Annotated in this window: 27 protein-coding genes and 3 tRNA genes; 16 read left to right on the top strand and 14 right to left on the bottom strand. The window is 35.5% G+C overall.

Annotation, left to right across the window (positions count from 1 at the left end):
- Position 1 precedes the first annotated feature (1 nt).
- The 3 genes from J2786_RS07775 to J2786_RS07765 all read left to right on the top strand — a co-directional run bounded on the left by J2786_RS07775 (position 2) and on the right by J2786_RS07765 (position 3,020).
- The gene (locus J2786_RS07775; RefSeq protein ID WP_310024543.1) at positions 2 to 1,090 is read left to right on the top strand and encodes a helix-turn-helix domain-containing protein; all 1,089 of its coding nucleotides are present in this window, start codon (positions 2 to 4) and stop codon (positions 1,088 to 1,090) included.
- A 158-nt stretch (positions 1,091 to 1,248) separates the two neighbouring features.
- Positions 1,249 to 2,034 carry an SDR family NAD(P)-dependent oxidoreductase gene (locus tag J2786_RS07770; protein ID WP_047433404.1) on the top strand — a complete coding sequence of 262 codons (786 nt, stop codon included), beginning with the start codon at positions 1,249 to 1,251 and terminating at the stop codon, positions 2,032 to 2,034.
- Positions 2,031 to 3,020 (top strand): NAD-dependent epimerase/dehydratase family protein, encoded by a 990-nt coding sequence (locus tag J2786_RS07765; RefSeq protein WP_047433403.1) that lies wholly within the window; start codon positions 2,031 to 2,033, stop codon positions 3,018 to 3,020. Before J2786_RS07770 ends, J2786_RS07765 begins: the two co-directional genes overlap by 4 nt.
- Before the next feature lie 17 nt (positions 3,021 to 3,037).
- On the opposite strand, the gene J2786_RS07760 is transcribed toward J2786_RS07765, so the two are convergent.
- The 7 genes from J2786_RS07760 to J2786_RS07730 form a co-directional block, all read right to left on the bottom strand.
- Entirely contained in the window at positions 3,038 to 4,561 is a 1,524-nt protein-coding gene (locus J2786_RS07760) for an L-type lectin family protein (RefSeq protein WP_052187151.1), read from the bottom strand.
- A 29-nt stretch (positions 4,562 to 4,590) separates the two neighbouring features.
- A complete protein-coding gene (locus J2786_RS07755; RefSeq protein ID WP_052187060.1) occupies positions 4,591 to 5,163 on the bottom strand; it encodes a phage tail-like protein in 573 nt (190 codons plus the stop codon).
- A 532-nt stretch (positions 5,164 to 5,695) separates the two neighbouring features.
- On the bottom strand, positions 5,696 to 6,055 hold the full coding sequence (locus J2786_RS07750; protein ID WP_047433402.1) for a DUF4180 domain-containing protein: 360 nt from the start codon (positions 6,053 to 6,055) through the stop codon (positions 5,696 to 5,698).
- A gap of 15 nt (positions 6,056 to 6,070) precedes the next feature.
- Positions 6,071 to 6,919, bottom strand: coding sequence for a peptide chain release factor N(5)-glutamine methyltransferase (gene prmC / locus J2786_RS07745; protein ID WP_047433401.1), 849 nt, complete (start codon positions 6,917 to 6,919; stop codon positions 6,071 to 6,073).
- Positions 6,920 to 7,678, bottom strand: coding sequence for a peroxide stress protein YaaA (gene yaaA / locus J2786_RS07740; RefSeq protein WP_047433400.1), 759 nt, complete (start codon positions 7,676 to 7,678; stop codon positions 6,920 to 6,922). It lies immediately after the preceding gene.
- A gap of 4 nt (positions 7,679 to 7,682) precedes the next feature.
- Positions 7,683 to 8,384: a CPBP family intramembrane glutamic endopeptidase gene (locus J2786_RS07735; protein ID WP_310024535.1), complete on the bottom strand. Its 702-nt coding sequence runs from the start codon at positions 8,382 to 8,384 to the stop codon at positions 7,683 to 7,685.
- Positions 8,385 to 8,419: 35 nt separating this feature from the next.
- Positions 8,420 to 9,031, bottom strand: coding sequence for an L-threonylcarbamoyladenylate synthase (locus J2786_RS07730; RefSeq protein WP_034696488.1), 612 nt, complete (start codon positions 9,029 to 9,031; stop codon positions 8,420 to 8,422).
- A gap of 101 nt (positions 9,032 to 9,132) precedes the next feature.
- Here J2786_RS07730 and J2786_RS07725 point away from each other — a divergent pair.
- The 3 genes from J2786_RS07725 to J2786_RS07715 all read left to right on the top strand — a co-directional run bounded on the left by J2786_RS07725 (position 9,133) and on the right by J2786_RS07715 (position 9,427).
- Positions 9,133 to 9,205, top strand: a tRNA-Met gene (locus J2786_RS07725).
- Between the two features lie 38 nt (positions 9,206 to 9,243).
- Positions 9,244 to 9,316, top strand: a tRNA-Met gene (locus J2786_RS07720).
- Positions 9,317 to 9,354: 38 nt separating this feature from the next.
- Positions 9,355 to 9,427: transfer RNA gene (locus J2786_RS07715), tRNA-Met, on the top strand.
- Positions 9,428 to 9,511: 84 nt separating this feature from the next.
- Here J2786_RS07715 and J2786_RS07710 read toward each other — a convergent pair.
- The 3 genes from J2786_RS07710 to J2786_RS07700 form a co-directional block, all read right to left on the bottom strand.
- Positions 9,512 to 10,282, bottom strand: coding sequence for a GLPGLI family protein (locus tag J2786_RS07710; protein WP_310024533.1), 771 nt, complete (start codon positions 10,280 to 10,282; stop codon positions 9,512 to 9,514).
- Between the two features lie 100 nt (positions 10,283 to 10,382).
- Positions 10,383 to 10,634, bottom strand: coding sequence for an Ada metal-binding domain-containing protein (locus tag J2786_RS07705; protein ID WP_310024532.1), 252 nt, complete (start codon positions 10,632 to 10,634; stop codon positions 10,383 to 10,385).
- 27 nt (positions 10,635 to 10,661) lie between these two features.
- Complete coding sequence (locus J2786_RS07700) at positions 10,662 to 11,375, bottom strand: 2OG-Fe(II) oxygenase (protein ID WP_310024529.1); 714 nt, start codon at positions 11,373 to 11,375, stop codon at positions 10,662 to 10,664.
- Between the two features lie 184 nt (positions 11,376 to 11,559).
- Here J2786_RS07700 and J2786_RS07695 point away from each other — a divergent pair, with 184 nt between their 5' ends.
- Positions 11,560 to 12,006: a GNAT family N-acetyltransferase gene (locus tag J2786_RS07695; protein ID WP_310024527.1), complete on the top strand. Its 447-nt coding sequence runs from the start codon at positions 11,560 to 11,562 to the stop codon at positions 12,004 to 12,006.
- Positions 12,007 to 12,350: 344 nt separating this feature from the next.
- On the opposite strand, the gene J2786_RS07690 is transcribed toward J2786_RS07695, so the two are convergent.
- Together J2786_RS07690 and J2786_RS07685 are read right to left on the bottom strand one after the other, a co-directional pair.
- On the bottom strand, positions 12,351 to 12,932 hold the full coding sequence (locus J2786_RS07690; protein WP_047429571.1) for a hypothetical protein: 582 nt from the start codon (positions 12,930 to 12,932) through the stop codon (positions 12,351 to 12,353).
- Positions 12,933 to 13,202: 270 nt separating this feature from the next.
- Positions 13,203 to 13,769 carry a glutathione peroxidase gene (locus tag J2786_RS07685; protein WP_310024524.1) on the bottom strand — a complete coding sequence of 189 codons (567 nt, stop codon included), beginning with the start codon at positions 13,767 to 13,769 and terminating at the stop codon, positions 13,203 to 13,205.
- A gap of 502 nt (positions 13,770 to 14,271) precedes the next feature.
- On the opposite strand from J2786_RS07685, the gene J2786_RS07680 reads away from it, so the two are divergent.
- The 5 genes from J2786_RS07680 to J2786_RS07660 all read left to right on the top strand — a co-directional run bounded on the left by J2786_RS07680 (position 14,272) and on the right by J2786_RS07660 (position 19,098).
- Positions 14,272 to 14,637 (top strand): BlaI/MecI/CopY family transcriptional regulator, encoded by a 366-nt coding sequence (locus J2786_RS07680; RefSeq protein WP_047385363.1) that lies wholly within the window; start codon positions 14,272 to 14,274, stop codon positions 14,635 to 14,637.
- A 5-nt stretch (positions 14,638 to 14,642) separates the two neighbouring features.
- On the top strand, positions 14,643 to 16,541 hold the full coding sequence (locus J2786_RS07675) for a M56 family metallopeptidase (RefSeq protein WP_310024521.1): 1,899 nt from the start codon (positions 14,643 to 14,645) through the stop codon (positions 16,539 to 16,541).
- A gap of 64 nt (positions 16,542 to 16,605) precedes the next feature.
- On the top strand, positions 16,606 to 17,496 hold the full coding sequence (locus tag J2786_RS07670) for a GLPGLI family protein (RefSeq protein WP_047429576.1): 891 nt from the start codon (positions 16,606 to 16,608) through the stop codon (positions 17,494 to 17,496).
- A gap of 158 nt (positions 17,497 to 17,654) precedes the next feature.
- Complete coding sequence (locus tag J2786_RS07665; RefSeq protein WP_310024518.1) at positions 17,655 to 18,221, top strand: sugar O-acetyltransferase; 567 nt, start codon at positions 17,655 to 17,657, stop codon at positions 18,219 to 18,221.
- Positions 18,222 to 18,237: 16 nt separating this feature from the next.
- Complete coding sequence (locus J2786_RS07660) at positions 18,238 to 19,098, top strand: GLPGLI family protein (RefSeq protein WP_310024515.1); 861 nt, start codon at positions 18,238 to 18,240, stop codon at positions 19,096 to 19,098.
- 71 nt (positions 19,099 to 19,169) lie between these two features.
- Here the strand turns inward: J2786_RS07660 and fsa are convergent, their stop codons facing one another.
- Positions 19,170 to 19,823 carry a fructose-6-phosphate aldolase gene (gene fsa, locus J2786_RS07655; RefSeq protein WP_047429579.1) on the bottom strand — a complete coding sequence of 218 codons (654 nt, stop codon included), beginning with the start codon at positions 19,821 to 19,823 and terminating at the stop codon, positions 19,170 to 19,172.
- Positions 19,824 to 20,152: 329 nt separating this feature from the next.
- Here fsa and J2786_RS07650 point away from each other — a divergent pair, with 329 nt between their 5' ends.
- Positions 20,153 to 20,641: a YdeI/OmpD-associated family protein gene (locus J2786_RS07650; protein ID WP_047429581.1), complete on the top strand. Its 489-nt coding sequence runs from the start codon at positions 20,153 to 20,155 to the stop codon at positions 20,639 to 20,641.
- A gap of 335 nt (positions 20,642 to 20,976) precedes the next feature.
- Here the strand turns inward: J2786_RS07650 and J2786_RS07645 are convergent, their stop codons facing one another.
- Positions 20,977 to 21,507, bottom strand: a complete 531-nt coding sequence (locus J2786_RS07645) for a tetratricopeptide repeat protein (protein ID WP_226798648.1) — start codon at positions 21,505 to 21,507, stop codon at positions 20,977 to 20,979.
- A gap of 194 nt (positions 21,508 to 21,701) precedes the next feature.
- Between J2786_RS07645 and pepE the strand changes: the two genes are divergently transcribed.
- The 3 genes from pepE to dacB all read left to right on the top strand — a co-directional run bounded on the left by pepE (position 21,702) and on the right by dacB (position 24,738).
- A complete protein-coding gene (gene pepE / locus J2786_RS07640; protein WP_310024512.1) occupies positions 21,702 to 22,394 on the top strand; it encodes a dipeptidase PepE in 693 nt (230 codons plus the stop codon).
- Positions 22,394 to 23,242, top strand: a complete 849-nt coding sequence (locus J2786_RS07635; protein WP_310024509.1) for a hypothetical protein — start codon at positions 22,394 to 22,396, stop codon at positions 23,240 to 23,242. Before pepE ends, J2786_RS07635 begins: the two co-directional genes overlap by 1 nt.
- Positions 23,243 to 23,364: 122 nt before the next feature.
- Entirely contained in the window at positions 23,365 to 24,738 is a 1,374-nt protein-coding gene (gene dacB / locus J2786_RS07630) for a D-alanyl-D-alanine carboxypeptidase/D-alanyl-D-alanine endopeptidase (RefSeq protein WP_047429590.1), read from the top strand.

Genomic DNA, 24,738 nt, shown 5'->3' with positions numbered 1-24,738 from the left:
AATGAACACAGCAGAGTTAAACAGTTTCATCGTGATACTTATCTATGGTTCATTGGTTTTGCTTTCTCTGTTAAAGCTTGCCAACCCTTTAAAAGTAAACCGTAAAGCCAATTTCTGGTTCGGTATATTTCTTTTTTTGTGGTCCACCTTCTGGCTGGACGAAGTGCTGTTTCTCATCACCGGTTCAATAGTGGAGTTTCATTCTCTGTTTTTGGTCAGATGCATTCAGTTTTTTACCCCTATCGTCTTTTACCTGAGTGTGCTGTTTTATACCAATCCATCTTTTACCTTTAAAGCCAGAGATTTTAAATTTTTGTTGCTTCCTGCAGCTTTTGTGCTGTGCCTGATACTGGTAAAATCAGGGTATGAAAAACCATTTGAATACTTCAGTATTATTCTGATCCTGATTCAGGCGCTCTTTTATACAGCACTTTCTTATATTACCATCAGGAAACATCAGAAAAAAATCCAGCAGTTTTCATCCAATACCGAAGGAATCAATCTGAACTGGCTGGAATATATTATTCTGGTACTTCTTATTGTGAATATTATCTATGTGATTTATAATCTGTTCTATGATCCGAAATCACTGAATTTCTTTATCAATGCAGTCTTTTTATCTGTTATTTACTGTGTAGGATATTATTCCCTGAAACAGAAGGAAATTTATCCTTTAGAAGAAAAGCAGAGACAGGAACTGATCTCTATCGATGAAGATTCTGATCCGGAAGAAGTTAAAAGAAAACTTATTTCTGATGAAGAATTACTAAAGATTAAAGCCTTACTGGAAGGGATTATGGAACTTCAACAACCTTATCTGGACAGTGAACTTAATCTTATTAAACTGGCTGAAATGCTTTCTGTTTCTACCCATCATCTTTCTTATGTCATCAATACAGGCTTTGGAAAAAACTTCTTCCAATATGTGAATGAATATAGAGTGGACTATGCCAAAAAACTGCTGAAAGAATCCAACAGCAAATTATCCATTTTGGGAATTGCCTACGAATCCGGATTCAATTCTAAAACTTCTTTTAATACAACTTTTAAAAAAGTAACCGGACAAACCCCTTCTGAGTTCAGAAAATAAGTTCCGGTTTATAAACTTTTACTTTTTATTGTTTTTAATTGATTGATTTTTAATTGATTGGTTATTCTTTTTTTCCTGCTTAAAATCGGTTCGTTCAGATAATCCGGAACATTTAAGCCTGCTTTTCACGATAGTTTTGTACCATAAAATATAAACGTATGGATACCCAAGAATCATTTGCTGTTGTTACGGGAGCAAGCCAGGGACTCGGAAAATCATTTGCTGAACAGCTGGCAAAACAAAAGATCAATGTCATCATGATCAGCCTTCCCAATCAGAATCTCAAAGCATTTTCCGAGGATCTGAAAAGGCTGTATGAGGTAAAAGTTCATTATTATGAAACAGATCTTTCAGTTCATGAAAATGTGATGAAGCTTACAGAATGGCTCAATAGTTCTTTTGATATTCATATCCTGATCAACAATGCAGGACTTGGCGGGACCAAAAAATTTACCGAAGCTTCTTCTGATTATATCAATACTATTTTACAGGTCAACGTAGCGGCCACTTCACTGATCACTCATCAGCTGCTCCCCAATCTTTTAAAACAACCCAAAGCCTATATTCTGAATGTTTCAAGTATGGCTGCTTTTTCTCCCATTGGTTTTAAAACCGTATATCCTGCTTCTAAAAGTTTTATCCATTCATTTTCCAGAGGGTTGCATGAAGAGCTGAAAGATACCAATGTTTTTGTAAGCGTTGTGAATCCGGGAGCAATGAAAACCAATAAAGATGTTTGTGAAAGAATAGAAAAACAAGGTCTTATGGGAAGACTAACCCTTTTAAATCCCGATAAAGTAGCTTCATACTGCATCCGTCAATTGTTTAAAAAAGATTCCGTAATTATGGTGAACCCAATCAGCTGGCTGGTGATGAAAATTGTACCTATATGGATCAAACTGCCATTAATGACCCAGGCTATAAAAAGAGAAATCGAAGCATGAAAAAAGTTTGTGTAACCGGAGCAACAGGGCTCCTCGGAACTAATGTTATCCTTAAATTATTACAAAATGATTATTCTGTTACTGCTCTGGTGCGCAAGAAAAGCAGCTGGCTGGGCGAAGAAAACAAAAATCTGAAGCTGGTGGAAGCTGAGCTTTTGTCCGATATTTCAGTACATCTTACCGATATTGACTGTATTATTCATATCGCCGCAGAAACACGCCAGAATCTGATCCGTTATGATGAATACCGGAAAGTGAATTATGAAGCCGTTGTGAATCTGTTGACCCAAGCAGAAGCAGTGGGCATAAAAAAGTTTTTGTTTGTAAGTACAGCAAATACCTTAGGATATGGAAACACTGCATTTCCGGGGAGTGAAAAAGCACCACACAGCTATCCTTTTACCCATTCGCTGTATGCTCAAAGTAAGCTGGAAGCGGAAGACTATCTTTTAAAAAATGGTAATAATACAGACATTATCATTGTTAATCCAACCTTTATGATCGGAGCATATGACAACAAGCCAAGTTCCGGGAAAATTATCTTCTGGACCTGGAAAAAGAAACTGGTATTCTATCCGAAAGGAGGGAAGAACTTTGTTCATGTGGAAGATGCAGCCAGCGGAATAATAAAGGCTATTGAAAATGGAAGAACCGGGGAAAAATATCTGTTAGCCAATGAAAATATAAGCTACAGAGAATTTTTTAAGAAAGTAAACAGGATTACCGGGCAAAATCCGGTTATGATCCCGATCCCTAACAAGCTTTTGAGCTTCCTTGGATTAATGGGGGATGGTTTGAGAAAACTTAAAATAAAAACAAGCCTCAGTACCTCCAATATGAAGGCATTGCAGATCTGTAATTATTATTCTAATCAGAAATCAGTAGAGGAGCTGGGAGTTCACTACCAGCCGATTGATAAAGCGATTGAAGATGCTGTTCAGTATTTTATTGAAAATCCTGTTAAAAATAAAAAAACCAGCTCTTAAAAGCTGGTTTTATCAGGTTATCTTGTGATTTTCTGAGTTACATTTTTATTGGAGATAACGCAGGCTTTGCTGCAGTTATTGGCACTTGAAATAGTAACCTGTACCAATGCCGGCAATGATCTGTATTCTTCCTTGTTGTAAGGTGCTTCAGTACCATTGCTTCCGCCACCTTTAATGTCATACTGTACCTGGGCTACTCCTGTAAATCCCGTTGCAGGCTTGAAAGAAAGCGCTCCGGTAGTAGGAAAGTAGGTCCATGTTCCCTGACTGCTGGTATAAACATTCCCTGTTATATTAGGAATCACGGCTCCATTGTTATCTAAAAAACGGAATGAGTTAAAATCAAGGTTGTTATACGAAAGTGTTGGCGGGTTTTGGCCACTTGCTGAAGAATAGGCAGCATCATTAAGCAAAGGATAATAGATTGACTTTATCCCTGGACAACCTGCAAACAAATCATCTGTTACTTCAGCGGCATAAGGTCTTGTAACCCCTAAGTTTTTCAGTAAATGGATATTTTTGGCAGCTCCGGTAGAAGCAGCAAATCCGATTCTGAAAGTAGAAGGTGCCGAAGTATCCAGAGTTCTTACCGTACTGTTGGAAATGGTAGTCTCGGTATATTTCAGAGAAGTAGGATAGTAATAGTTATCGATCACTTTTTCTTTCACCGTTCCATGCTGTATTTCCAGGGATATGTTGTAACCGCCTGCCGGATTGGGAACCAATGTAATATATGCTTTACGGAATCTTACATCACTTTCATTCTGAGGAATTGTAGTTCCGCCACTTTCAATGCTGAATTGTTGAAGAGTTGTATTTTTAATGCCGATATATTTTCCTGTTGCCGTATCCAGGTAGGCTGATCTGTTGGTGCTGGATGGAGAAGCATTGGTCGCGATGCTGTAAAGCAATGGATAGCCGTTATATCCTGCAGGTTCAGCGGATGAAAGATACTGATTTCCACGCTTTCCTCTTAAAGAAACATTGCTTCGTCCGTCAGCTAATCCTACTCCGAATATTCCATTTCTGACCCTTTCGCTCTGGTTAAAGCTCGTTTTAAAATTCCCGAATTCATCCAGGCCAATCCCTAGATAAGCACCTCTAAGTCCTTCTGTAGATTCACCTCCACGTACAAAACTGTACCCTAATCCACCACCAAAATATCCCAGATTAAGCTGGTCTTTAGGAATAGAACCATCTACCAAAAAGATAGAAATACCGTCTCCTCCGTTAGTGTTTCCTCCATAAATGGCGAATTCAAACTCAAACTTGATTCCCTGGTCACTTTTGAATATTTTATCAGCAAGTATTACTCCTCCTGAGATATTATTGACGCTTCGGGTAAGCCTTAGACCATCTGTCGTAAAGGTTGCATCATTCTGAACCCCGCTGGTAGCTACCTTATAAGCTTCCTGAGGCTGTAATCCCTGAGTAAAGTTTACAAAATACGGATAACCGGTTCCCTGCTCATTCTGTGCCTGAATGCTTTGAGAAAAAATAAACAAGGAAAATGTAAACCAAAATCTTTTATATCGTAACATTGAGCTGCTTTTTATCATAACCCAATCAATTATTTAACAACGAAAACAATATTGATAAAAGAACAGTCCGTTGCTGCAGCTTTTACATCATAAGTCATTACCCCATCATCTGAAATAGAAATATTACTGAATACATTAGGGTCAGCATCCGTTACATAATAGTAAAGATCTTTACTGGACGGGAAAAAAGGAATTGAAGCCGGAGCACTGGTACTCTTTGCCTTTGGAGAACCAAACTGGGTTTTATACAATGTATATAAATCTTTAGTTCGGCCAGTGGATGTGGTGGAAGTGTCAAAAGAAACACTTGGCATATAAAACATTTTTACAGCATTACTGCTGATACAAAGCCAATCCGGTTTAGTGGGAGTCCCGATATTCTGACTTAAACATTTTTTGTCGGTGTCATAGATAAGAAGAGAGTTCGCAGGATTTGCAATAGCATCCCTTTTTGCTGTGGTAAGCCTGGGTATCAGCATCCCTTTATTAGGGCTATAAACATCCAGAATTGCACTTTGATCAGGTGTGGCTGTGTTAATCCCCACTTGAGCGAAAGAAAACGAACTTGCTAAAACGATGGATAGAAATAATTTTTTAATCATGATGTCTTAATAATTTTTTATCTGTGTGTATGTTTTTTTTAGAAAAAGGAATATTTGTAGTCTTAATCATAAGGCAATAGATATCATTTCCGGTTCATTAAAACCATGAACTGCTATGTTGAAACAATAGCTTAATGAGACCTTTTGTTCAAAAGCTCATCAACAGATATAGCAGGTATACTTCATAAAGAAATATCTTATGCCTACCTGGGCAGTTATCCGAAAAAAATAAATTGATTATGTAGCCGTATAAGCTCTTAAATAAGTAAGATCCATATTCCCTCGTGTTTTTTGCAAATGTACAAAGAAATATCCAGTCGTTTGTGTTTATAGAATTAATTCTAGTTTTCTATTAATAATTACCAGTTTTTAGTTTAAATTTTTACATAATTAATAAATCAGGTAGATTGTTTTTATTATGCAAATCTTCGTATTGTATTAAGAAATCTTAAAAAACTGTAAATACTGAAGTGTTGATGATTGAAATTGAAGAAAAAAATCACCTTTTTTATATAAAGAATTGAAAAATAGCCTATTTTGAAAAATTATTCAACGCATCGTCCACAGTGCTTACAAAATTGACATGTCTTGTAGTATTGCTTTCAAAAATAAAATCCTTCATGCTTTTGCTTTCATATTTGTTGAAATTGCCTACAATAGCTAATCCTATACGATAGTTTGAGAATTTCTGAAGAATCTCTCCGGCCATTTTTGTTTTTAAATCAAAGAATTCGGGAGTGATATTTTTTTCGTGAAGAATAACTTTATCAAACCCCTGATAATAGAGATCTCCCATAAGATCCAGCCCGTCCTGGGCAGACTGGATGATAATGTCATCGGAGATAATTTCTGCAATTTTCAGAGTATGGATTTCGTGTGATTTGATGATCATGGTATGGGTAATTAATTATTTTTTTCCGTAAATAAACCTGTCATTTTCGGATAAATCCTTCAATAATTGGACATCAGATAAATCCTGATACAATTCCAGGGTTTCAGGTCCCAGTTTCTGATTGATTTCCAGAAACAGAAGTCCATTCTCATCCAAATACCTTTTAGCATCATCTGCAATTTTTCTGTAAAAGATCAGGGCATCTGAAGTAGGGGAGAAAAGTGCCATTTTAGGCTCAAATTCTTTCACAGAATCAGCAATTTCTATCTCTTCTTCAATCCCGATGTACGGAGGATTTGAAATGATGATGTCATAATTTTCAGCCAGATCAAAATTAAGATAGTCAGCATGAATAAACCGGATATTCAATTGATGATGTTCTGCATTTCTTTTGGCTGTTTTCAATGCGTTTTCAGAAAAATCAATGGATGAAACTTTAGCTTCCGGGAAATGTTTCTTTAAAACCAAAGGAATAATTCCGCTTCCGGTTCCTATATCCAAAATCTTTAAACCTTGAACCTTAAACTTTGAATCTTTAATCTCCCTGATGGCAATTTCCAACAGTTCCTCCGTTTCAGGGCGAGGGATAAGCACATGCTCATCCACAAAGAATTTCATTCCGTAAAATTCTGTTTCACCCAATATCTGCTGATAGGGCCTTCCGGTTTTAAGTTCTGAAACGAGAAGGGATAATTTTTCTTTATCATCAATCAGAAGTTCCTGTTCAGAGAATCTTCTCTGCTGAAACTGATCAAAACCTACAATCTGATGAATGAATAAAGACGATAAAAACATACTTTCCGACTCTGTATAAAGATCGGAAAGTTCTGTTTTGAAATATTTTTTAAATGCTGAAATTGTCATTTATCTTGTAAAAACCAGTTTTGTATCCGTAGACTTCTCTTCATCAATTCTATATCCTTCATAGTTGAATGCTTTTACATCCTCCAGTGTTTTAGCATTGGTTTCTGCACAGAATCTCACCACAAGGCCTCTGGCATGCTTTGTATACACAACAATGGTCTTCAGTTTTCCATCTTTCAGTTCATAGAAATCAAAATCAATTACTTTGTGGTTCAGCTTCTTTCTGTCGATTACCTTTCCATATTCATTGCTGGCAAGATGAAGCAGGATTTCTCCTTTCTTCATTTCAGAATTCAACTGTTCTGTGATCTTTTCTCTCCAGAATTCGTACAGGTTTCTGTATTGCTCAAATTCAAAAGGACGGCCCATTTCAAGTCTGTACAGCATTACTTTATCTGATGGCTTCAGTAAACCATAAAGCCCGGAAAGCATTCTGTAGTTTTTCTGCAGGTAATCTACCGCATTTTTATCCAGCGTTTTGGCATCCAGTCCTCTGTAAACCTCTCCTGTAAAGGCAAACATTGCAGGAGCAGACTCTTTTGCTGTAGGTTTGGATTTCCATTTTTGATTTCTTTCCCAGTTTTCATCAGCAAGCTTAGGTGATATTTCCATAAGCTCGGAAAGATATTTTGGCGATTTTTCTTTTAAATAAGACTGTATCAATGCTGCGTCTTCAATGAATCTCGGAGTAGAAGATTTCAACAAGTCTGTTGAATTTTCCACATTCATTAATTTGGCAGGAGATGTTATAATTTTCATAATGTTAAAATACAGATAAGTGTTTAATATCAATAAAATTCATCATCATCATGGCGATAAAATCAATCATAAAATGACAGATGATCAGAATTTTAATATTTGAATAGCGTTTATAAAATACAGCAAACACGGTTCCGATCAGGAAAGGTCCGAGAACCTGGCTTACGGTACCGTAAGTACTATGTAAAATTCCAAATAAGACAGATGAAATAATAATTCCTACCGTTGGGTTGCTATAAATTTTTTCAATTCTGGACTGTACATAGCCCCGCATCAGAAATTCCTCTACAATAGCAGCGGTAAGGCATGTAAAAATAGCTAAAAAATAATTATTCCTAAAAATGGGAACAAGGTTGAGAAGTTTATCGCTTATTTTTTCCTGTGTAAAAAATTGGATGGCTGCATTCAGAATACCTCCGCCAATCAAACAGATACAATATAAGCTCAGAACAGCTTTGCTATAAAATGCAATAGGGTATTTTTTCTCTTCTTTAAGTAAAAAAGTACTTTTTTCAATAAAAATACTGTACAAAAATACCATGACAAGAATGAGCCATAGTGGAATTCTGCTGAGAAAAAAATTAACTTCTGTAATTCCTTTTACTCCGGTTATCATCGTAACAGCTGAAAAACCATAAAGCATTGCAGCTGCCAAAACAGTAAACGTGAGCAAAACTCCTACAGAATACTTCCCGGTAAGACTCATATCAGTACCCTAAACCTTGAACTTTAAACTTTGAATTAAATAATCCCTTTTCCCTGACGGATAATCTCAGGCTCTCCTGAAGTAAGGTCTACGATAGTGGACGCCACATTATCCCCATACCCTGAATCAATAACAATGTCTACCAGGTGATCATATTTTTCTGCAATAAGCTCAGGATCAGTAGAATATTCGATAATTTCATCATCATCTTTGATGGAAGTAGATGCAATAGGGTGACCCAGTTTTTCAACAATAAGCTGTGGAATCGGATGGTCAGGAACACGGATACCAATTGTTTTGTGACCTTTGTAAGCTAAAGGTAAACTTTTATTGGCTTCAAGAATGAAAGTAAATGGTCCCGGAAGATGACTTTTCAGAAATCTGAAAACTGAGGTGTCGATAGGTCTTGTAAAGTCCGAAAGATGGCTAAGATCATTACAGATGATTGAGAATTTAGACTTCTCAAGCTTCATTTTCTTGAGCTGAGCCAGTTTTTCCATGGCTTTTATATCAAAAATATTACAGCCTAAGGCATAAATCGTATCAGAAGGATAGATAATCAGCCCGCCATTGTTTAAAGTTTTAATAACCTCATTCACAAGATTTTCCTGTGGGTTGTCCGGATAAATTTTTAATATTTTTGCCATAAAACAAAGATACAAATAATAAAATAGTTTTCATAAAAGTCCTTTATTTAAAAGAAAAATTAGGATTTGTGAAAAATATTCGTACCTTTGCAATCCAATATCGCGGGATGGAGCAGTAGGTAGCTCGTCGGGCTCATAACCCGAAGGTCATCGGTTCGAGTCCGGTTCCCGCTACTAAGCAAGTGTTTTCGGTAAACACTCTAAAAATACACCGCGGGATGGAGCAGTAGGTAGCTCGTCGGGCTCATAACCCGAAGGTCATCGGTTCGAGTCCGGTTCCCGCTACTAAGCAAGTGTTTTCGGTAAACACTCTAAAAATACACCGCGGGATGGAGCAGTAGGTAGCTCGTCGGGCTCATAACCCGAAGGTCATCGGTTCGAGTCCGGTTCCCGCTACTAAACGAAAAATCGGTATGACTTATTGTTATAGCGATTTTTTTATATCGTAAAAATAGCTAATGCGCTTGCAGAAAGTAATTTTTAATCAAGAAAAGTGTTTGTATTTTTCAACCGATCTGTCATAATTTTAGTATTGTCGTTGCCATTGGAATCTACAACTTTCAAATTGCCATTATATATTGAAGGATTTTCGTGGAAATTTTTTCTCGCTTCCAAAAACTGTTTCTTATTTTTAGCTTTAACCTCACTATAATATTGCAGAGTTTCTATAATTTCGTCTGATTTCTTAACCCCTGTTGCATATATTTCGATGGTTTTATTTTTATTGAAGACTTCCAAAATTAAACCGGACAGTCCTTTGAAACGAAATGGACCATCTGAAATCGCGACATCATTCGTAAACCACGCAAAAAATAGATCTCCTGTATCGGTTATGGTTTTTGCCAGCTGGCATTTAAAACCTTGTATATATTTAATTTCATTTAAAATTTCCCAGTTTAATTTAGGTTCCTCAAATGAAAAAATATATTTTCCTACTGGAAGATATGCATGAATAACACCTTTAGCCTTATAGATACTTTCTACAGCTTTAGGATATTTTGGTATATTTCCATAATTTGTATTTATAGTTGGTGTGGAATTGCCTTTGTAATATGCTTTAGCTTCTGCACTGCAATAAATTGATTCGGTATTATTACATAGTAAAACTGATGAATAAACTTTTACTTTTTCCCTATTTAAGCTATCAGAAATTAACTTAGTCTCATAATTAATTTCCATAACAGCTTTATTTTGTGCTGAAATAACCAGGAAGCACGAAACAAATAATCCTGCAAATACTATTTTTACCATGATTGAAAATAATTAATGTTTCGCAATAATATAAATTTGATTTGAACCAATGTGATGAGAATCCATAATTGTATAGATTATTTGATTAAGTCCTTGAAATTTATTTATTAACAATTGATTTCTTCCATTTTTTATAAGCTTCTTTCATACAATGACCACACGGACGATAGTTGTTTTGTAGAGCTTCTTTTTCATCTGCAAAGAAAACCCTGTTTTCCATCTTCATTCTTTTTCCTGAACGGCAGCTGAGTAATCCGTAGATTTTCAGTTTTTTATTCCCTCCAAAACAAATGTCTCTGCTGTGGATTTTACTTCTCAGATTTTCAGATGATAGTTGAGAATGCTGAATCATGATTTATCTTTTTATAACATTTAATAATTAACTGGCTGCATCATGGAAAATAATACCTAAAGCATACCGGTTTCCTTCTTTAACTTCACTTACGCCATGTTTCATATTGACTCTGTAGTACCCTTTTGTTCCTTTTTCCGGTTTAAATTGAGTTGTAAAAATAAGAACGTCCCCTTTTTTAGGTTTTAAAACAATGGCTTTTGACTGTGCTCTGGGAATCTGCTGGGTAAGCACAAACTCGCCACCCGTAAAATCTTTATCAGGTTCGCTGAGCATTACAACGATCTGAATGGGAAAATAAATATCTCCATATAAATCCTGATGCAGCGTATTGAATCCGCTTTTTCCATATTTTAAAATTAAAACCGTCGCCTTTTGCTGGCCGTTTAGATGGCATTGATCTAAGAACTCCTGATGATCTGAAGGAAATTGAGTGTCAATATGTAAAGCTTTAAACCATGCATTGGCAATAGGTGCCAGATAGGGGTAAATGGTTGTTCTTATGGTTTGAATAATTGCTGGTAATGGATAGTTAAAATATTTATACTCACCCAATCCAAAACGATGTCTTGCCATAACAACTGTCTTACGGTAAAATGTTGATTGATCATAATCTGATTTTAATATTTCACATTCCTCTTCAGAAAGCAGATCAGGAATTATAGCATATCCGTTTTGATGCATGGTTTCGGTAATGCTCTGCCAGTCAATATTCTTGATTTTATGAATGATATCTTTCATTGTTTTGATTTTATTCTGCAAAAATCTATAGTTCTTCAGAATAGTACAATCCGAAACATGTGGTATTTTAAGTGTAAATAAAGCTGACTATGGTATCTGGCCTATGGATTTAATATATTTCTGGATGATATTACCGATCCTGTTAAAAGTTACTTTTGCCCTGTTAATAAAAATAGATATAACAATGAATTACATTATTAAAAAGGCAAGTCTTGAGGATCTTGATGAAACGGCTGAGTTGTTCAATCTTTATCGTGTTTTTTACAGACAGGAGTCAGATGTTGAAAAGGGAAAAGCTTTTCTCAAAGAAAGGTTTTTAAACAGCGAATCTGATATTTTTCTTGTGATAGCGGAGGGCAAAGCGGTAGGCTTTGTACAGCTTTATAAACTATTTCATTATACCAAATTACAAAAGCAGTGGCTGTTAAGTGATTTGTTTGTTCATCCGGAGTATAGAGGAAAAGGACTGTCTGTAGCATTAATTGACCGCAGTAAACAATGGTGTGAGGAAACAGGAGCGTGTGGACTGATGCTTGAAACAGAAAAAACGAATGACATAGGAAATACACTGTATCCACGCTGTGGGTTTGAATATGACGGATTGCATAATTACTACCACTGGTGGAAATAGAATAAAAACATTCAATAATCATAGGAACCTTTCTTGAGGTATTTTTACTTCTATAGCGACAAGTAGTATTAGTTCTACAGTTTTGAACGTTTAATTCTACAGGTATTTTCAGCCAGCAGAAGGGTATAGTCCTATTTTTGTAAAGCTCTTACAGATCATGGGTAGGACAGTTGATCTGTAGAGCATATGCAAAAAAATCTCTGCCTAATTTTCTACTTTTTCCCCAAGGGTTTTATGATTAGTACCACAAAACTGCTTTTACGGCGGAGATTTTTTGCTTTTGAATAAAAAAAGAGAATGGCATTTGCCATTCTCTTTTTTATTTTTTTAATATGATTTAAATATTATTGTGCCAGTTGAGCGTAAGGAGTAAGCTTGTTGTCATCAGACATAGTCTGTCCCAAAAATTCTCTTTTCTGATCCGCTTTCATTCTGCCGGCAGCATCGTTTGCATTGAAATACGCTTCACTTAGTTTGGTAGCGATGTCAGCAGGTTTGAACTCAAATTTTGTATCTCCCTCAACTCCCAAATAACCGTTCTTTCTGGTAAGGTTGGTAATATAGTTGTTGTAATTGATCATCGTACCTCTCAACATATTGTTATGATATTCCATACATTTCTTAGCTTTTTTAGAAGAATTGTTCAGGATACAGTTTTTCATATTGTTTCTATATAAAAACCATTCAGACTCTAAAATACCATATTCTCTACCTAAAGCAATCTTTCCGTTATTCACAATATTATTATCTCCTTCTTTTGTGGAGATTGTCTGAAGATGCTGAATAACCAATGGAACGGTAGCTTCGATTTTTGATTTTGTATCTTTTAGTATGCTGAGATCGGCAGCAGGAGAACCCTTCTTTTGTGCTGTCGTAACATTGAAAATAAGCAGTAATAGTACAATCAATAAATTATATCTTTTCATGAGAAATTTTTAAAGCACTAAAATAAATATAATTTCCCGGTTAAAACAAATACATTTTAATATTTATTTAATAAAATTTAACAATTCTATAATGTATACTATTCATTGTTGTAAAAATGATGCGTTCAGGGACTTTATTGAAGTGATTTTTATAATTTAAATTGTTAATACAACTCAATTAGTGTATGAATTATCATCCAATGTAAAGAGGTTGTTGTGCAAGGATAAAAAAACACTACTAATAATGATAGTATTGTTTGTAAATAGTATTTATTTAAAATAATGGGTGATTTTATCACTTTCAGGAACAACTTTAGAGTCAAAATGCTCCAGTAATTTTCCTTCCGGGCTGATCAGAAACTTGTTGAAGTTCCAGCTTATTTTCGCATCCATTACTCCATTTTGAGACTTGTGGGTAAGATAGTCAAATACCAGAGTGATTTTTGATCCCTTTACATCTACCGCTGTGGTAAGAGGAAAGGTCACACCATAGTTCTTTTCACAGAAAGACTTTATTTCCACATTATCATGAAACTCCTGATCTGCAAAATTATCAGAAGGAAAGCCTACCACAACCAGTTTATCACCGTAATCTTTGTAAAGCTCTTCCAATCCTTTGTATTGAGGAGTATATCCACACTTGGATGCCGTGTTCACGATAAGAATGTATTTCCCCTTGTATTCAGAAAAATCAATTTTTCCGCCATCGATGGATTCAATCTTAAAATCATAAATTGATTTTGCAGGTTTTGGACTTCTGGACTCATCCGGCTTAATAAATGATGAAAGGCCTATGATTCCCATAAGTACCATTCCGATAAAAAGTATTTTTTTCATTTTGAAAAGATTTTATTATTAATTATATGTTGAATGATGGACCGCTTTTCCTGCAATTTTGATTTTTACAGGTTAGTTTCTTGCCGAATCATATCAAATTTACGGTTAATAGATCCTCCTGCAATACTATTTTGTAATTGTTTTGAATTTTTTGATCTGGCTTATGATCCCTGCCAAGAGTGTAAACCCTTACAAAGATTGTTCCCAAAGCTAATGAATTCACTCTTCAAGACCCGGAACAATTAAATGTTCTTAGTGTAAAATAAAAACCAAATCAAATAATTTTATGTAAAATAAACAGCTAGTAAATCAATTCATTAAAAATTTAATAAATTTTAACTATTTTTATTTCATTGATTTTCAATTACTTAAAATTGCAATTGTTTTATCACTAAAAAAATAGTTGTTAGATTCAAATTTATTTCTACATTTGTATAACTAATTTCTTAGTGATATAGAATTGAAAAGTTTTATATTAATATAACTGATAAATGAACAGGATATGAAAATTCAGACTTTAACAAAAGCAGAAGAACAGGTAATGCAGTATTTATGGAAGATAGAAAAAGGGTTTCTTAAAGATGTTCTTGATCTTTTTCCGGATCCGAAGCCACATACCAATACGGTCTCTACCATTTTAAAAGTATTGAAAGACAAAGAATTTGTAGACTATCGTGTACATGGAAGACAACATGAGTATTTCCCGCTGGTTTCAAAAGAACAATACTCCGGGAAGACGATGAAAAGTCTGGTGAAAAACTATTTTAAAGGCTCTTATAAAAGTGCGGTTTCATTTTTGGTAGAAAAAAATGAAATGACAGTAGAAGATCTTGAGATGCTATTAGATGAACTCAAAAACAAAGACTAAGACCTATGGAAGCAATACTTTTATACTTTGGGAAAGTTATTTTATGTTCGGGTGTAACGTTTTTGTACTATCAGTTGTCATTAAAAGACAAGACATTCCATCATTATAACAGATTTTATCTGCTGGGAGCCATTGTGATATCACTTTTGTTGCCACTTATCAAAGTAGATGATTTTACGATAGAAGTCAATAGTGATGTATACATGCTTCTTAATAAGATTCAGAATTTTAATACAGAAAAAAATATAAACAATGGTAACCTTTATTTTAACATTATTTTTTCAGCTCTGGGACTGGTTTCTCTTTATTTTCTAGGGAAGCTGCTGTATGGGATTTTCAAAATCCAGCAGTTTAAAAACCAATTTCAGAAAGAAAGCTTTGACGGGATCAATTTTTACCGTACAGACCTTACCGAAGCTCCATTTTCATACTTTAAAAATCTTTTCTGGAAGAATACAATTACCTTGAATTCTGATGTCGGAAAACAGATACTAAAGCATGAAATGGTACATATTGAGCAGAAACATTCCTTTGATAAAATCTTTATCGAGATTATTACTTCTGTGTTCTGGTTCAATCCGTTTTTTCATATTATTAAAAAAGAAATTAATTTAATCCACGAATATCTGGCTGATAAAAAAGCCGTAAAACAATCGGACACCAAAGCATTTGCGCAGATGCTTTTAGCAAGCCACTTTTCCGGAACACAGTTGCCTGTTACCAGTCCGTTTCTAAGTTCAAACCTAAAAAAAAGACTTAAGATGTTACAAAAACCAAAAACCAAATTCGGATATGCGCGAAGAATTTTTGCCTTGCCGGTTGTATTCTCAGTAGCTTTTGCTTATCTGGTAAATGCTAAAAACAGAGAAATTGAAGAAACAAATCTTACCATCAAAAAAGCAGTTTCAGAAATCAAGAAAGACACAATCAGACCTGAAAAATCAATTGATGGAACTATTACAGAATTAAAAACTGTACCACCACAAGATCATACAAAATTAACTGAGCTTGAAAAAAAGATAAAAGAAAAAGAGAAAGAGCTGGATGGATTGGATCCGGAAAGTGATGCCTTCAGTGATAAAATTGAAGAAATAAGTAACCTGGCATCTGAGATAGGAGAGATGGCTTCCAAAGTTGAAGTGGATGAATATTTCAATTCTGCTGAATGGAAAAATCAGATGAAGGAACTTGAAAATATGGACCCGCTCAGTAAAAAAGAGCTTCGTAAAATAAAAAGAGCGGCTAAAAAAGCGGGAAGAGAGGCTGCAAGAGTAGTAAAACAGATGGTTCCTCCCGCACCACCTCATGCACCGGATGAACCTCAGGCTCCAAAAGCGAAAGTAGTTTATTTTAAAAATAACAATACCGTCTACTATAAGGATCTTAGTCCTAAAGAAAAAGAAGAAGTACGCAAAGCGATGGCAGAAGCTAAAAAAGCAATGAAGGAAGCCGTAAAAGCCAGAGTGGAAGGAGAGAAAGCCAGAATAGAAGGTGACAGAGCACGAGCTGAAGGAGATAGAATCAGGGTACAGAGTGAAAGAATCAGAATTGATGCAGACAGAATCAGAAAAGAAGGTGAAAAAGCCCGCTTGGAAGCAGAAAAAATAGCACAAAATTTCAGAGGAGGCAATTTTACGATGGTGAGCTCTTCTCCCAACGTGATGGTAATGCGTGCTGATTTTATTAAAAAAGATGGGAATGGCAACATTTCAATGAATGGAGTAAAAAAATTCAATATAAGTGCCGGAGATGATTTCAGATATAAATATTATATAGACGGAAAAGAGAGTTCTAAAGAAGATATTAATACTTTAAAACCTGAAAATATCGCGAGGATGAATGTTATCAAAGGAAGTCTTGTAAAAGGGACCGAAGGAGAGATAAGAATTGAGACAAAGAAATAAAGTACCATCAGGCTTTGTCAGTTTCAGATTGGCAAAGCCTTTTTAATACGATTTAGCATAAATTATGGAAAAAAAATATTTGATTTTACTTGCATTTTTAGGGGTGTTTGCTAACGCTCAAGTAAACAGATTTTTCTATGACTATAAATATATTTCTGATTCTACCAATAGAGCAGAAGTGAAAAATGATGTAATGTTTCTGGATATTGATAAAAACGGATCTAAATATTACAGCCGCGAAAAATTTGTTACTGATTCAACAATGAAAGCTGATATTGCCAAGCAGATGAAAGGAGGATTTGGAGGCAGCATCAATATCAAAAAAAATATTAAACCGGGAGCAATTTCCTCTACGGTTACAAAAAAGTATCCGGAGTATAGTGTTTCATTCTCTGAAAATATCGGAAATACCACCTATAAAATGCCGGAAGACCAAAAACCTGAATGGAAGATATTACCTGAAAAACAAAAAATAGGAGAATATAACACCCAAAAAGCAACCACAAACTATGGAGGAAGAAGTTGGACGGCATGGTTTTCTACAGATATCCCGTTTCAGGACGGACCCTATAAATTCTATGGACTTCCCGGGCTGATCGTTAAAGTTGAGGATAAGACAGGGTCACATATCATGACATTAATCGGCAACAAAAAAACGGAAGTTGTAACACAGGATGATCCCCAGATACCAGGTCTTACTACCATTGGTTTCGGAGGTAAAGAAATAGAGATCAGCAAAAAGCAGTTTAAAAAAGCCTGGAAAGATTATCTTGCTGATCCTACAAAAGATATGAAACAAACGATGAGTACTCTTCCTGCAGGAGCTGTAGTACAAATGAAAAATCAGGATGGAAAAACAATTGATGCCAATGAGATGTACAGAAACATTGAAAAAAGAGCAAAAGAAGACCAATTAAAAAATAACAATAAAATAGAACCCGACTTGTTCAAGTAAAATTATATATTTTCTAATATGTACAGGATGGCATTTTTTGTCATCCTGTTTTTTTAGCAAAAGAAGTCATGTGAAAAATGACAAATATCAATTCATTATGTTAGGATATATTATTATCTTCAATGAACAATAAGTAATAGCAATCAACGTTATATCTCATGACAGAAAAGGAAAAATGTGCAGCCGGGCTTTTATACAATGCCAACTATGATAATGAACTGATTCAGGAACGCATTGCGTGCAAAGATCTGTGTCAGGAGTATAATGGACTGAAAAACTCAGATACAGAAAACAGATACAGGCTCATCAAAAGAATTATTGGAAGTATACAGGAAAATATCTGTATAGAACCCAATTTCTGGTGTGACTACGGATATAATATAACTGTAGGAGAGAACTTCTATGCCAATCATAATCTTATTATTTTAGATTGTGCTAAAGTAGAGTTTGGTGATAATGTGTTTATCGGCCCCAATTGCAGTTTTTATACAGCAGGTCATCCGCTTGATGTTCAACAAAGAAATGAAGGTCTTGAATATGCACATCCCATCAAGGTAGGCGATAATGTATGGCTGGGAGGTAATGTGGTCGTGCTTCCGGGGGTTTCTATCGGAAATAATTCGGTAATTGGAGCAGGAAGTGTTGTCACAAAAGATATTCCGGATAATGTAGTGGCAGTGGGAAATCCGTGTAAGGTTGTTAAAATTATAACAGAAAAAAACTAAAAACTAAAAACTAACCATGAAAAAAATGATCATTCTATTCAGTCTTATATGGGCTGTAATGACTCATGCACAGAATCAGAGATTCATCTACGAGTATAAATTTATCACAGACTCTACAGAGAGGGACAAACAGTTAAGTGAAACGATGTATCTGGAAGTAGCCTCCAAAGGATCCAAATTTTATAGCAAAGATTATTTTCAGTCCGACTCTACGATGAGGGCTATTACTGAAAAAGATACCCAAAGCTTAAATATTAACCTCGGAAATTTTAAATTTAAAGGCAAAATACGCTACAACATTGAAAAAATGTATCCCGAATATTCTACTAACTTCTTCACCACTCTGGGTTCTGATGAATATCAGGTAGAGGAAAAGAGAAAACAGAACTGGAAAGTTCTTCCGGAAAAAGAAAAAATTGGAGAATTTAATACGCAGAAAGCTGTTTGTGACTTTGCCGGCAGAAAATGGACAGCATGGTTTACTACAGATCTTCCCATTCAGGATGGGCCGTACAAATTTTATGGACTTCCGGGATTGATCGTAAAAGTTGAAGATAACACCCATTCTCATTCATTCGAATTAAAAGGCAGCCAGAAACTTCCGGCCGGATATGAATGGAAGAGTACCAAAGATAAAGAGCGTTATCATACCCTTATAACACTCAACGAAGCAAAATTTAAAAAAGCTTTTAATGATTACCGTCAGGATCCTATGAAGAGCCAAAAGCAAATGCTGGCAGAGGGAACTATCATTGAAATGAGAGACAGTACCGGAAAAATACTGGACCCGGTACAGGCAAGCAGAGATCAGGAAGCCAGAGCCAAAGCCAATATTAAAAAACAGAATAATATTCTTGAACTGGACCTGCTGAAATAAATATGAACATTATAAAAATAAAATCCCGGAACAGCGTTCCGGGATTTTTATATTGTGAGAAGGATCAATGATTATGCTAATTTCTGAGAATCTGCAATAAACTGAGCCAATCCGCTGTCTGTTAATGGGTGCTTTAATAAGCTCAAGATCGGAGGAAGTGGTGAGGTGATAACGTCTGCTCCAATTTTAGCACAGTCGATGATGTGCATTGAGTGACGGATAGAAGCTGCTAAGATTTCAGTTTCGTACATATAGTTATCGAAAATCAATCTGATTTCCTGAATAAGGTTCAGACCGTCTGTAGAGATATCATCTAGTCTTCCTAAGAATGGAGAAACATAAGTTGCTCCTGCTTTTGCTGCCAAAAGAGCCTGTCCCGGAGAGAAAATTAAAGTACAGTTTGTTCTGATTCCTTTGTCAGAAAAATATTTTAAAGCTTTAATTCCGTCTTTGATCATCGGAATTTTTACAACGATATTCGGGTGGATAGCAGCCAATTCGTCTCCTTCCTTAATCATTTCTTCATATGTTGTAGAAAGAACTTCTGCGGAAATATCTCCGTCTACAAGCTCGCAGATCGTTTTATAATGGTTTTTGATTGCTTCAGCTCCCTGAATACCTTCTTTTGCCATTAATGAAGGGTTGGTTGTTACACCATCTAAAATTCCAAGATCTCTTGCTTCCTTAATTTGCTCTAAATTAGCTGTGTCAATAAAAAATTTCATTTTGATAAATAGATTTATTGATACAAATATAGGGAATTAATTGGGTTCTGAGGTATGAATTTTGAGTTACGGGGTTCAGGGATCCGGGGTTTACGGTTGGCAGGTTTGAGGATAGGAGAGAGAGGGTTTGAGGGTAAAACGGGTTTGGATGTAGGAGCTTATGAGAGTAATTGTTTTTGAAAATAAAAAAGAAATTCCATACCTATCCGCCAAACTGTTATTTTTGCATCTATCATCTATCATCTATCATCTATCATCTATCATCTATCATCTATCATCTGTCATCTATCATCTATCATCTATCATCTATCATTTAAATTCTGCTATCCATGAAAAACAACACTTTCACCGCCAAATTGGAAATCATAGGAATTAATCCTTTTGTATTTGTTCCGGAAGAGATTCTGGATATGATTTTTGAAAAGTCCGGAAGAAATAAAAGCCCGATACCTGTAAAAGGAACTGTGAATGGGAAAGAATTTAAACAAAACCTCATGAAATATCTGGGTGAATGGAGACTGTATGTAAACCTGACCATGCTGAAAAATTCGCCAAAAAGAATCGGAGAAGTTATTGAAGTTGCTGTGGAATATGATGATGCTGACAGAAGTATTTCTATCCATCCCCAGTTAGAAAAGGCAATTAAAGAAAGTGCTTTGGCAACAGCGAATTTCGAAAACCTGATTCCTTCAAGAAAACATGAGCTGATCCGGTATATCAATAATTTAAAAACCGAAGCCAGTATCCAGAGAAATATAGAGAGAATCATCCGCCATTTACATGGTGAAACAGATTTTTACGGAAAAATGATCGAGTAGGATCATAGCAAGACAAAATTTCAAATAATACAATAAATCTGGAATTAAAAAAAAGTAACTCTTCACAAAAAATATATTTTAAAATTAACGCAAAGATTAGCTTAAATTCTCTTATTCCTATGTGCTAAGAAAGCGACAATGTCGCTGATGAAGCTTTATTTATGACATACATGCGCTTAGAAAGAATCAATGAAATTGATTCCACCCTTGGCTTCCTCAAAAATTTAACAGGATTTACTTGTTCTTTGCGTTAAATTTAAATCATGATTTTTGATATTAAAAACATATATAACTAAATAAAAATGCCGGAAAAACTTTCCGGCATTTCATTTTTACTAAGAATTTAATGCTTTGCTAAGCTTCACAGCATCCTGGTTGGTAGGATCATACTGTATCGATTTCGCAATATGTTCTTTTGCTTTATTAGGATCAGTTTGCTGCTCTGTAAAGGCAAGATAGAAGTAAGCGTACGCCAGATTCTTCTTATTTTGCTCTACTTCTTCAGGTTTTACCGTTGCAATATACTTTTCGTAAGCAATTTTTGCATTGGCATCATCTTTTGCAGACTGATAGGCATATGCCTGGCTGTAATAAGCGGGAGCCCAGTCCGGTAATAAAACTGATATTTTTTTCCAGGTATCAATAGCATTTGGCCAGTCTGAAGCTTCCTGATAAGCATTAGCCAGTTTTGCTAATGATTCTGCATCTTTTGGATTGGCTGCGATCTGTTTTTTAAGATCTTCGATAGTTGGATTGGTTGTTTGACTCGTTGCCGCTGAAGTTTCAGGCTGAGTCGTTTGTGCATTTACAAGACTTACACTTCCTGCTAGTATTAAACCTAAAAATAGGCTATTAATTTTACTCATTTTCATAATCTTATATTTTAAATTCATAATCTAAAATTCAATAATAATTCCACAAAATCTTAAATTTTAGAGCCTTTAAGTTTTTTTAGAAAATATTAACGAGAAATAGGATTTTTTTAGTTTAATTTTTGATTCGTTGATCTTTGAGGCTATCTTTGTGATTCATTTTTTAATAATACTTATAATTTCGTGGTATGAATATCATATTAGCTTCAACATCCACACTTTTTGGTGGAGAATATCTGGAATACTTAAGAGAAGAATTAATCCAACTCTACAAAGGAATCGACGAAATTGTCTTTATCCCTTTTGCAAGACCAGGTGGAATTTCTCATGATGATTATACTGCTAAGGCACGCTCTTTCTTTGAAACCATCCATATAAAAGTGAAAGGACTTCATGAGTTCGAAGATAAAAAAGAAGCCATTCATCAGGCAAAAGGGTTCTTTACCGGAGGCGGAAATACTTTTTTATTGGTTAAAACATTACACGAAGAAGGATTGATGTCTGTTCTGAAAGAAAATGTATCGGGAGGAAAAGCTTATCTTGGATGCAGTGCCGGAAGTAATATCGGAGGTCAGAATATGAAAACTACGAACGATATGCCGATTGTATATCCGCCAAGCTTCGATTGTATGGGACTGGTGCCTTTCAATATCAATCCACATTATCTTGATCCTAATCCGGATCTGAAGCATAATGGAGAAACCAGAGAAACCCGTATTCAGGAATTCCTTACCCAAAATGATATCAAAGTGGTAGGACTTAGAGAAGGAAACTGGATCAGAAGAACAGATAATTCCATTACCGTAGAAGGAAGTGAGTTGACAAGGATTTTTGAAAAAGGCAAAGAACCTTACGAAATAGAAGCAGGAAGCAGCCTTTAATGAACAAAGAAGAAATCAATCTTTTCATAGAAAGAAATCTGACCAATTTTTCTGTGAACAGTACCGGATGGGAAGAACTGATCCGGAAATTGCTGTTTGAGTTTGCCATTGCAGGATGGAACCTGAAATATAATGTCTTTGGGAAGGAAAAGTTTGGGGAATTGAGATGCTATACCTATTCTGAAGACGAAGCCCTCAATGACAAGCTTAAAAATATCAGGGATAAGTATTCGAAATTATCGGTAAAGACTTGTGAGATCTGTGGCAGTGAAGGTAAAATAAGGACCATAGGCTCATGGGAGACCACATTATGTCTGAATCATTTTCTGGAACAGCAGCCGGTTATTGAAATTGATAACAAACAAAATATCACAAGAAACAATAAGACCGTTCTGAATATTAAAAATGTTGTAAAAGCTGAGGTTGAATATGACCTTCAGAAGTTGTGTCTTTACACAGACCTGAATGATTGGGAAGGAAAGAAATATTTTTCATGGCAGGAGCCCAATTATTACCTGCTTTTAAAAGCTATTCCTCTTTCACTTTTCCCGAAAGAAAATCAAAGTGAAATTTCAACATTATTTCAATATTTACAGGATTGTGAAATATGTGGGAATAAGGCGGTACACCAAAAGAATTGTCTGCGCTGCCATCATGAACCATGGAATGATAACGGATATTTTATTCAGGAGTACGGAGAAAAATCAAACTATATAAAAGAATGTCAGATGGATATTTTTATGGATGAAGATGATTACGAGAAATATTTTAAACATGATCGTTCATTTGAAAAATCTCCTGAACATCACATTCTTTTCACTTCCGATGATCTCCAGGAGTATGAATAGCTTTTATTTTAACTATATTTGATTAGAATTAAATATACGAAAAGGTTCAGCCACGAGGTCGTATCTCTACAATTACCTTGAATTGTTTGAACCTTATTTGTCCGGACCTAAACAACAATGCAATGAAAAAAACACTTGCTGTTCTCGTGCTTTCTGTACAGATAGTTGCTGCGCAGAATATAGCTCAAAAATTAGATAAAGTAACAAAAGATCTTATGGACTCTTCGGGTGCTGTATCTTCCAGCTTATCTTTTTATGTTTCCGATGAAAACGGCAATTTTATATACGAGTATCAGGGAAATAAAGGCCTTTCTACTGCTTCTACACAGAAGATTTTCACGGCAGGCGCAGCACTTGAAACATTAGGGAAAAACTATACTTTCACAACCACTTCAAGCTATTCCGGAAATATCTCCGGAGGAACACTGAACGGAAATCTTTTCATCAGCTCCAACGGTGATCCTACATTAGGAAGCTGGAGATATGATGCCTATAAGCCTGAAAATTTTAAAAAGAAGCTGATTGAGGCAATTAAAAACTCAGGGATCACAAAAATATCAGGAGATCTTGTTATTGATGATTCTTATTTTGACCATCAAACGATTCCCGGAGGTTGGCCCTGGGATGATCTGGGTAATTACTACGGAGCCGGAGTTTGGGGAATCAACTGGAAAGAGAACCAGTTTGATATCAATATTAACGGAACCGATTTTAAAAGCTTTTCTTATCCGCTGGAAGGTGTGAAATGGCTGAATGACCTGAAAGCAGGAGGAAGCTCAGATCAAAGCCTGATTTTTACCGCTCCTCATTCTGATGTCGCTCTGATTAACGGAATGCTTCCGGCAGGAAAAACAGTGACGGTTTCCGGTTCTACTCCCAATCCGCCACTACAGCTGGCCGTAGAAGTAAAACAATGGCTGAAAGAATCCGGAATTGAACTTTCAGGAAAAACAGTAACAAATTCTCAGCTAGAAATAGAAGGAAAGCAGGCCCTGGCAGCTCCGAAAAATAATATTCTTCTTACTTATCAATCTCCGACTCTGGATAAAATTGTATACTGGTTTCTGAGAAAAAGTATCAACCTGTACGGTGAAACACTGATTAAAACTTTAGGGAAAGAGAAGAAGGGAAATTCAAGCTTCAAAAGCGGGGTTTCTTATCTGAAAGAATTCTGGAAATCAAAGGGAATTAATCCTAATATGATCAACTTTGCAGATGGAAGCGGACTTTCTCCACAGAATTATGTAGCTGCAAAAGCAGAAGTACAGGCTCTTTTATATGCAAAAAAACAATCCTGGTTTGAAGCGTACTATGATGGATTTCCGGTTCAGGATAATGGCATGAAGATGAAAAGCGGAACCATGAGAGATACCAAATCATTTGCCGGATATCACACGGCAAAAGATGGGAAAAAATATGTATTTTCGATTATCATCAACAACTATCAGGGAAGCGGAAATACTGAGCTGCAGAAAATCCTGAATGTTTTAAAATAA

Source organism: Chryseobacterium vietnamense, assembly GCF_031454475.1.
In the GTDB taxonomy this organism is placed as follows: domain Bacteria; phylum Bacteroidota; class Bacteroidia; order Flavobacteriales; family Weeksellaceae; genus Chryseobacterium; species Chryseobacterium vietnamense.
This window is presented reverse-complemented; position numbering and strand designations above follow the sequence as displayed.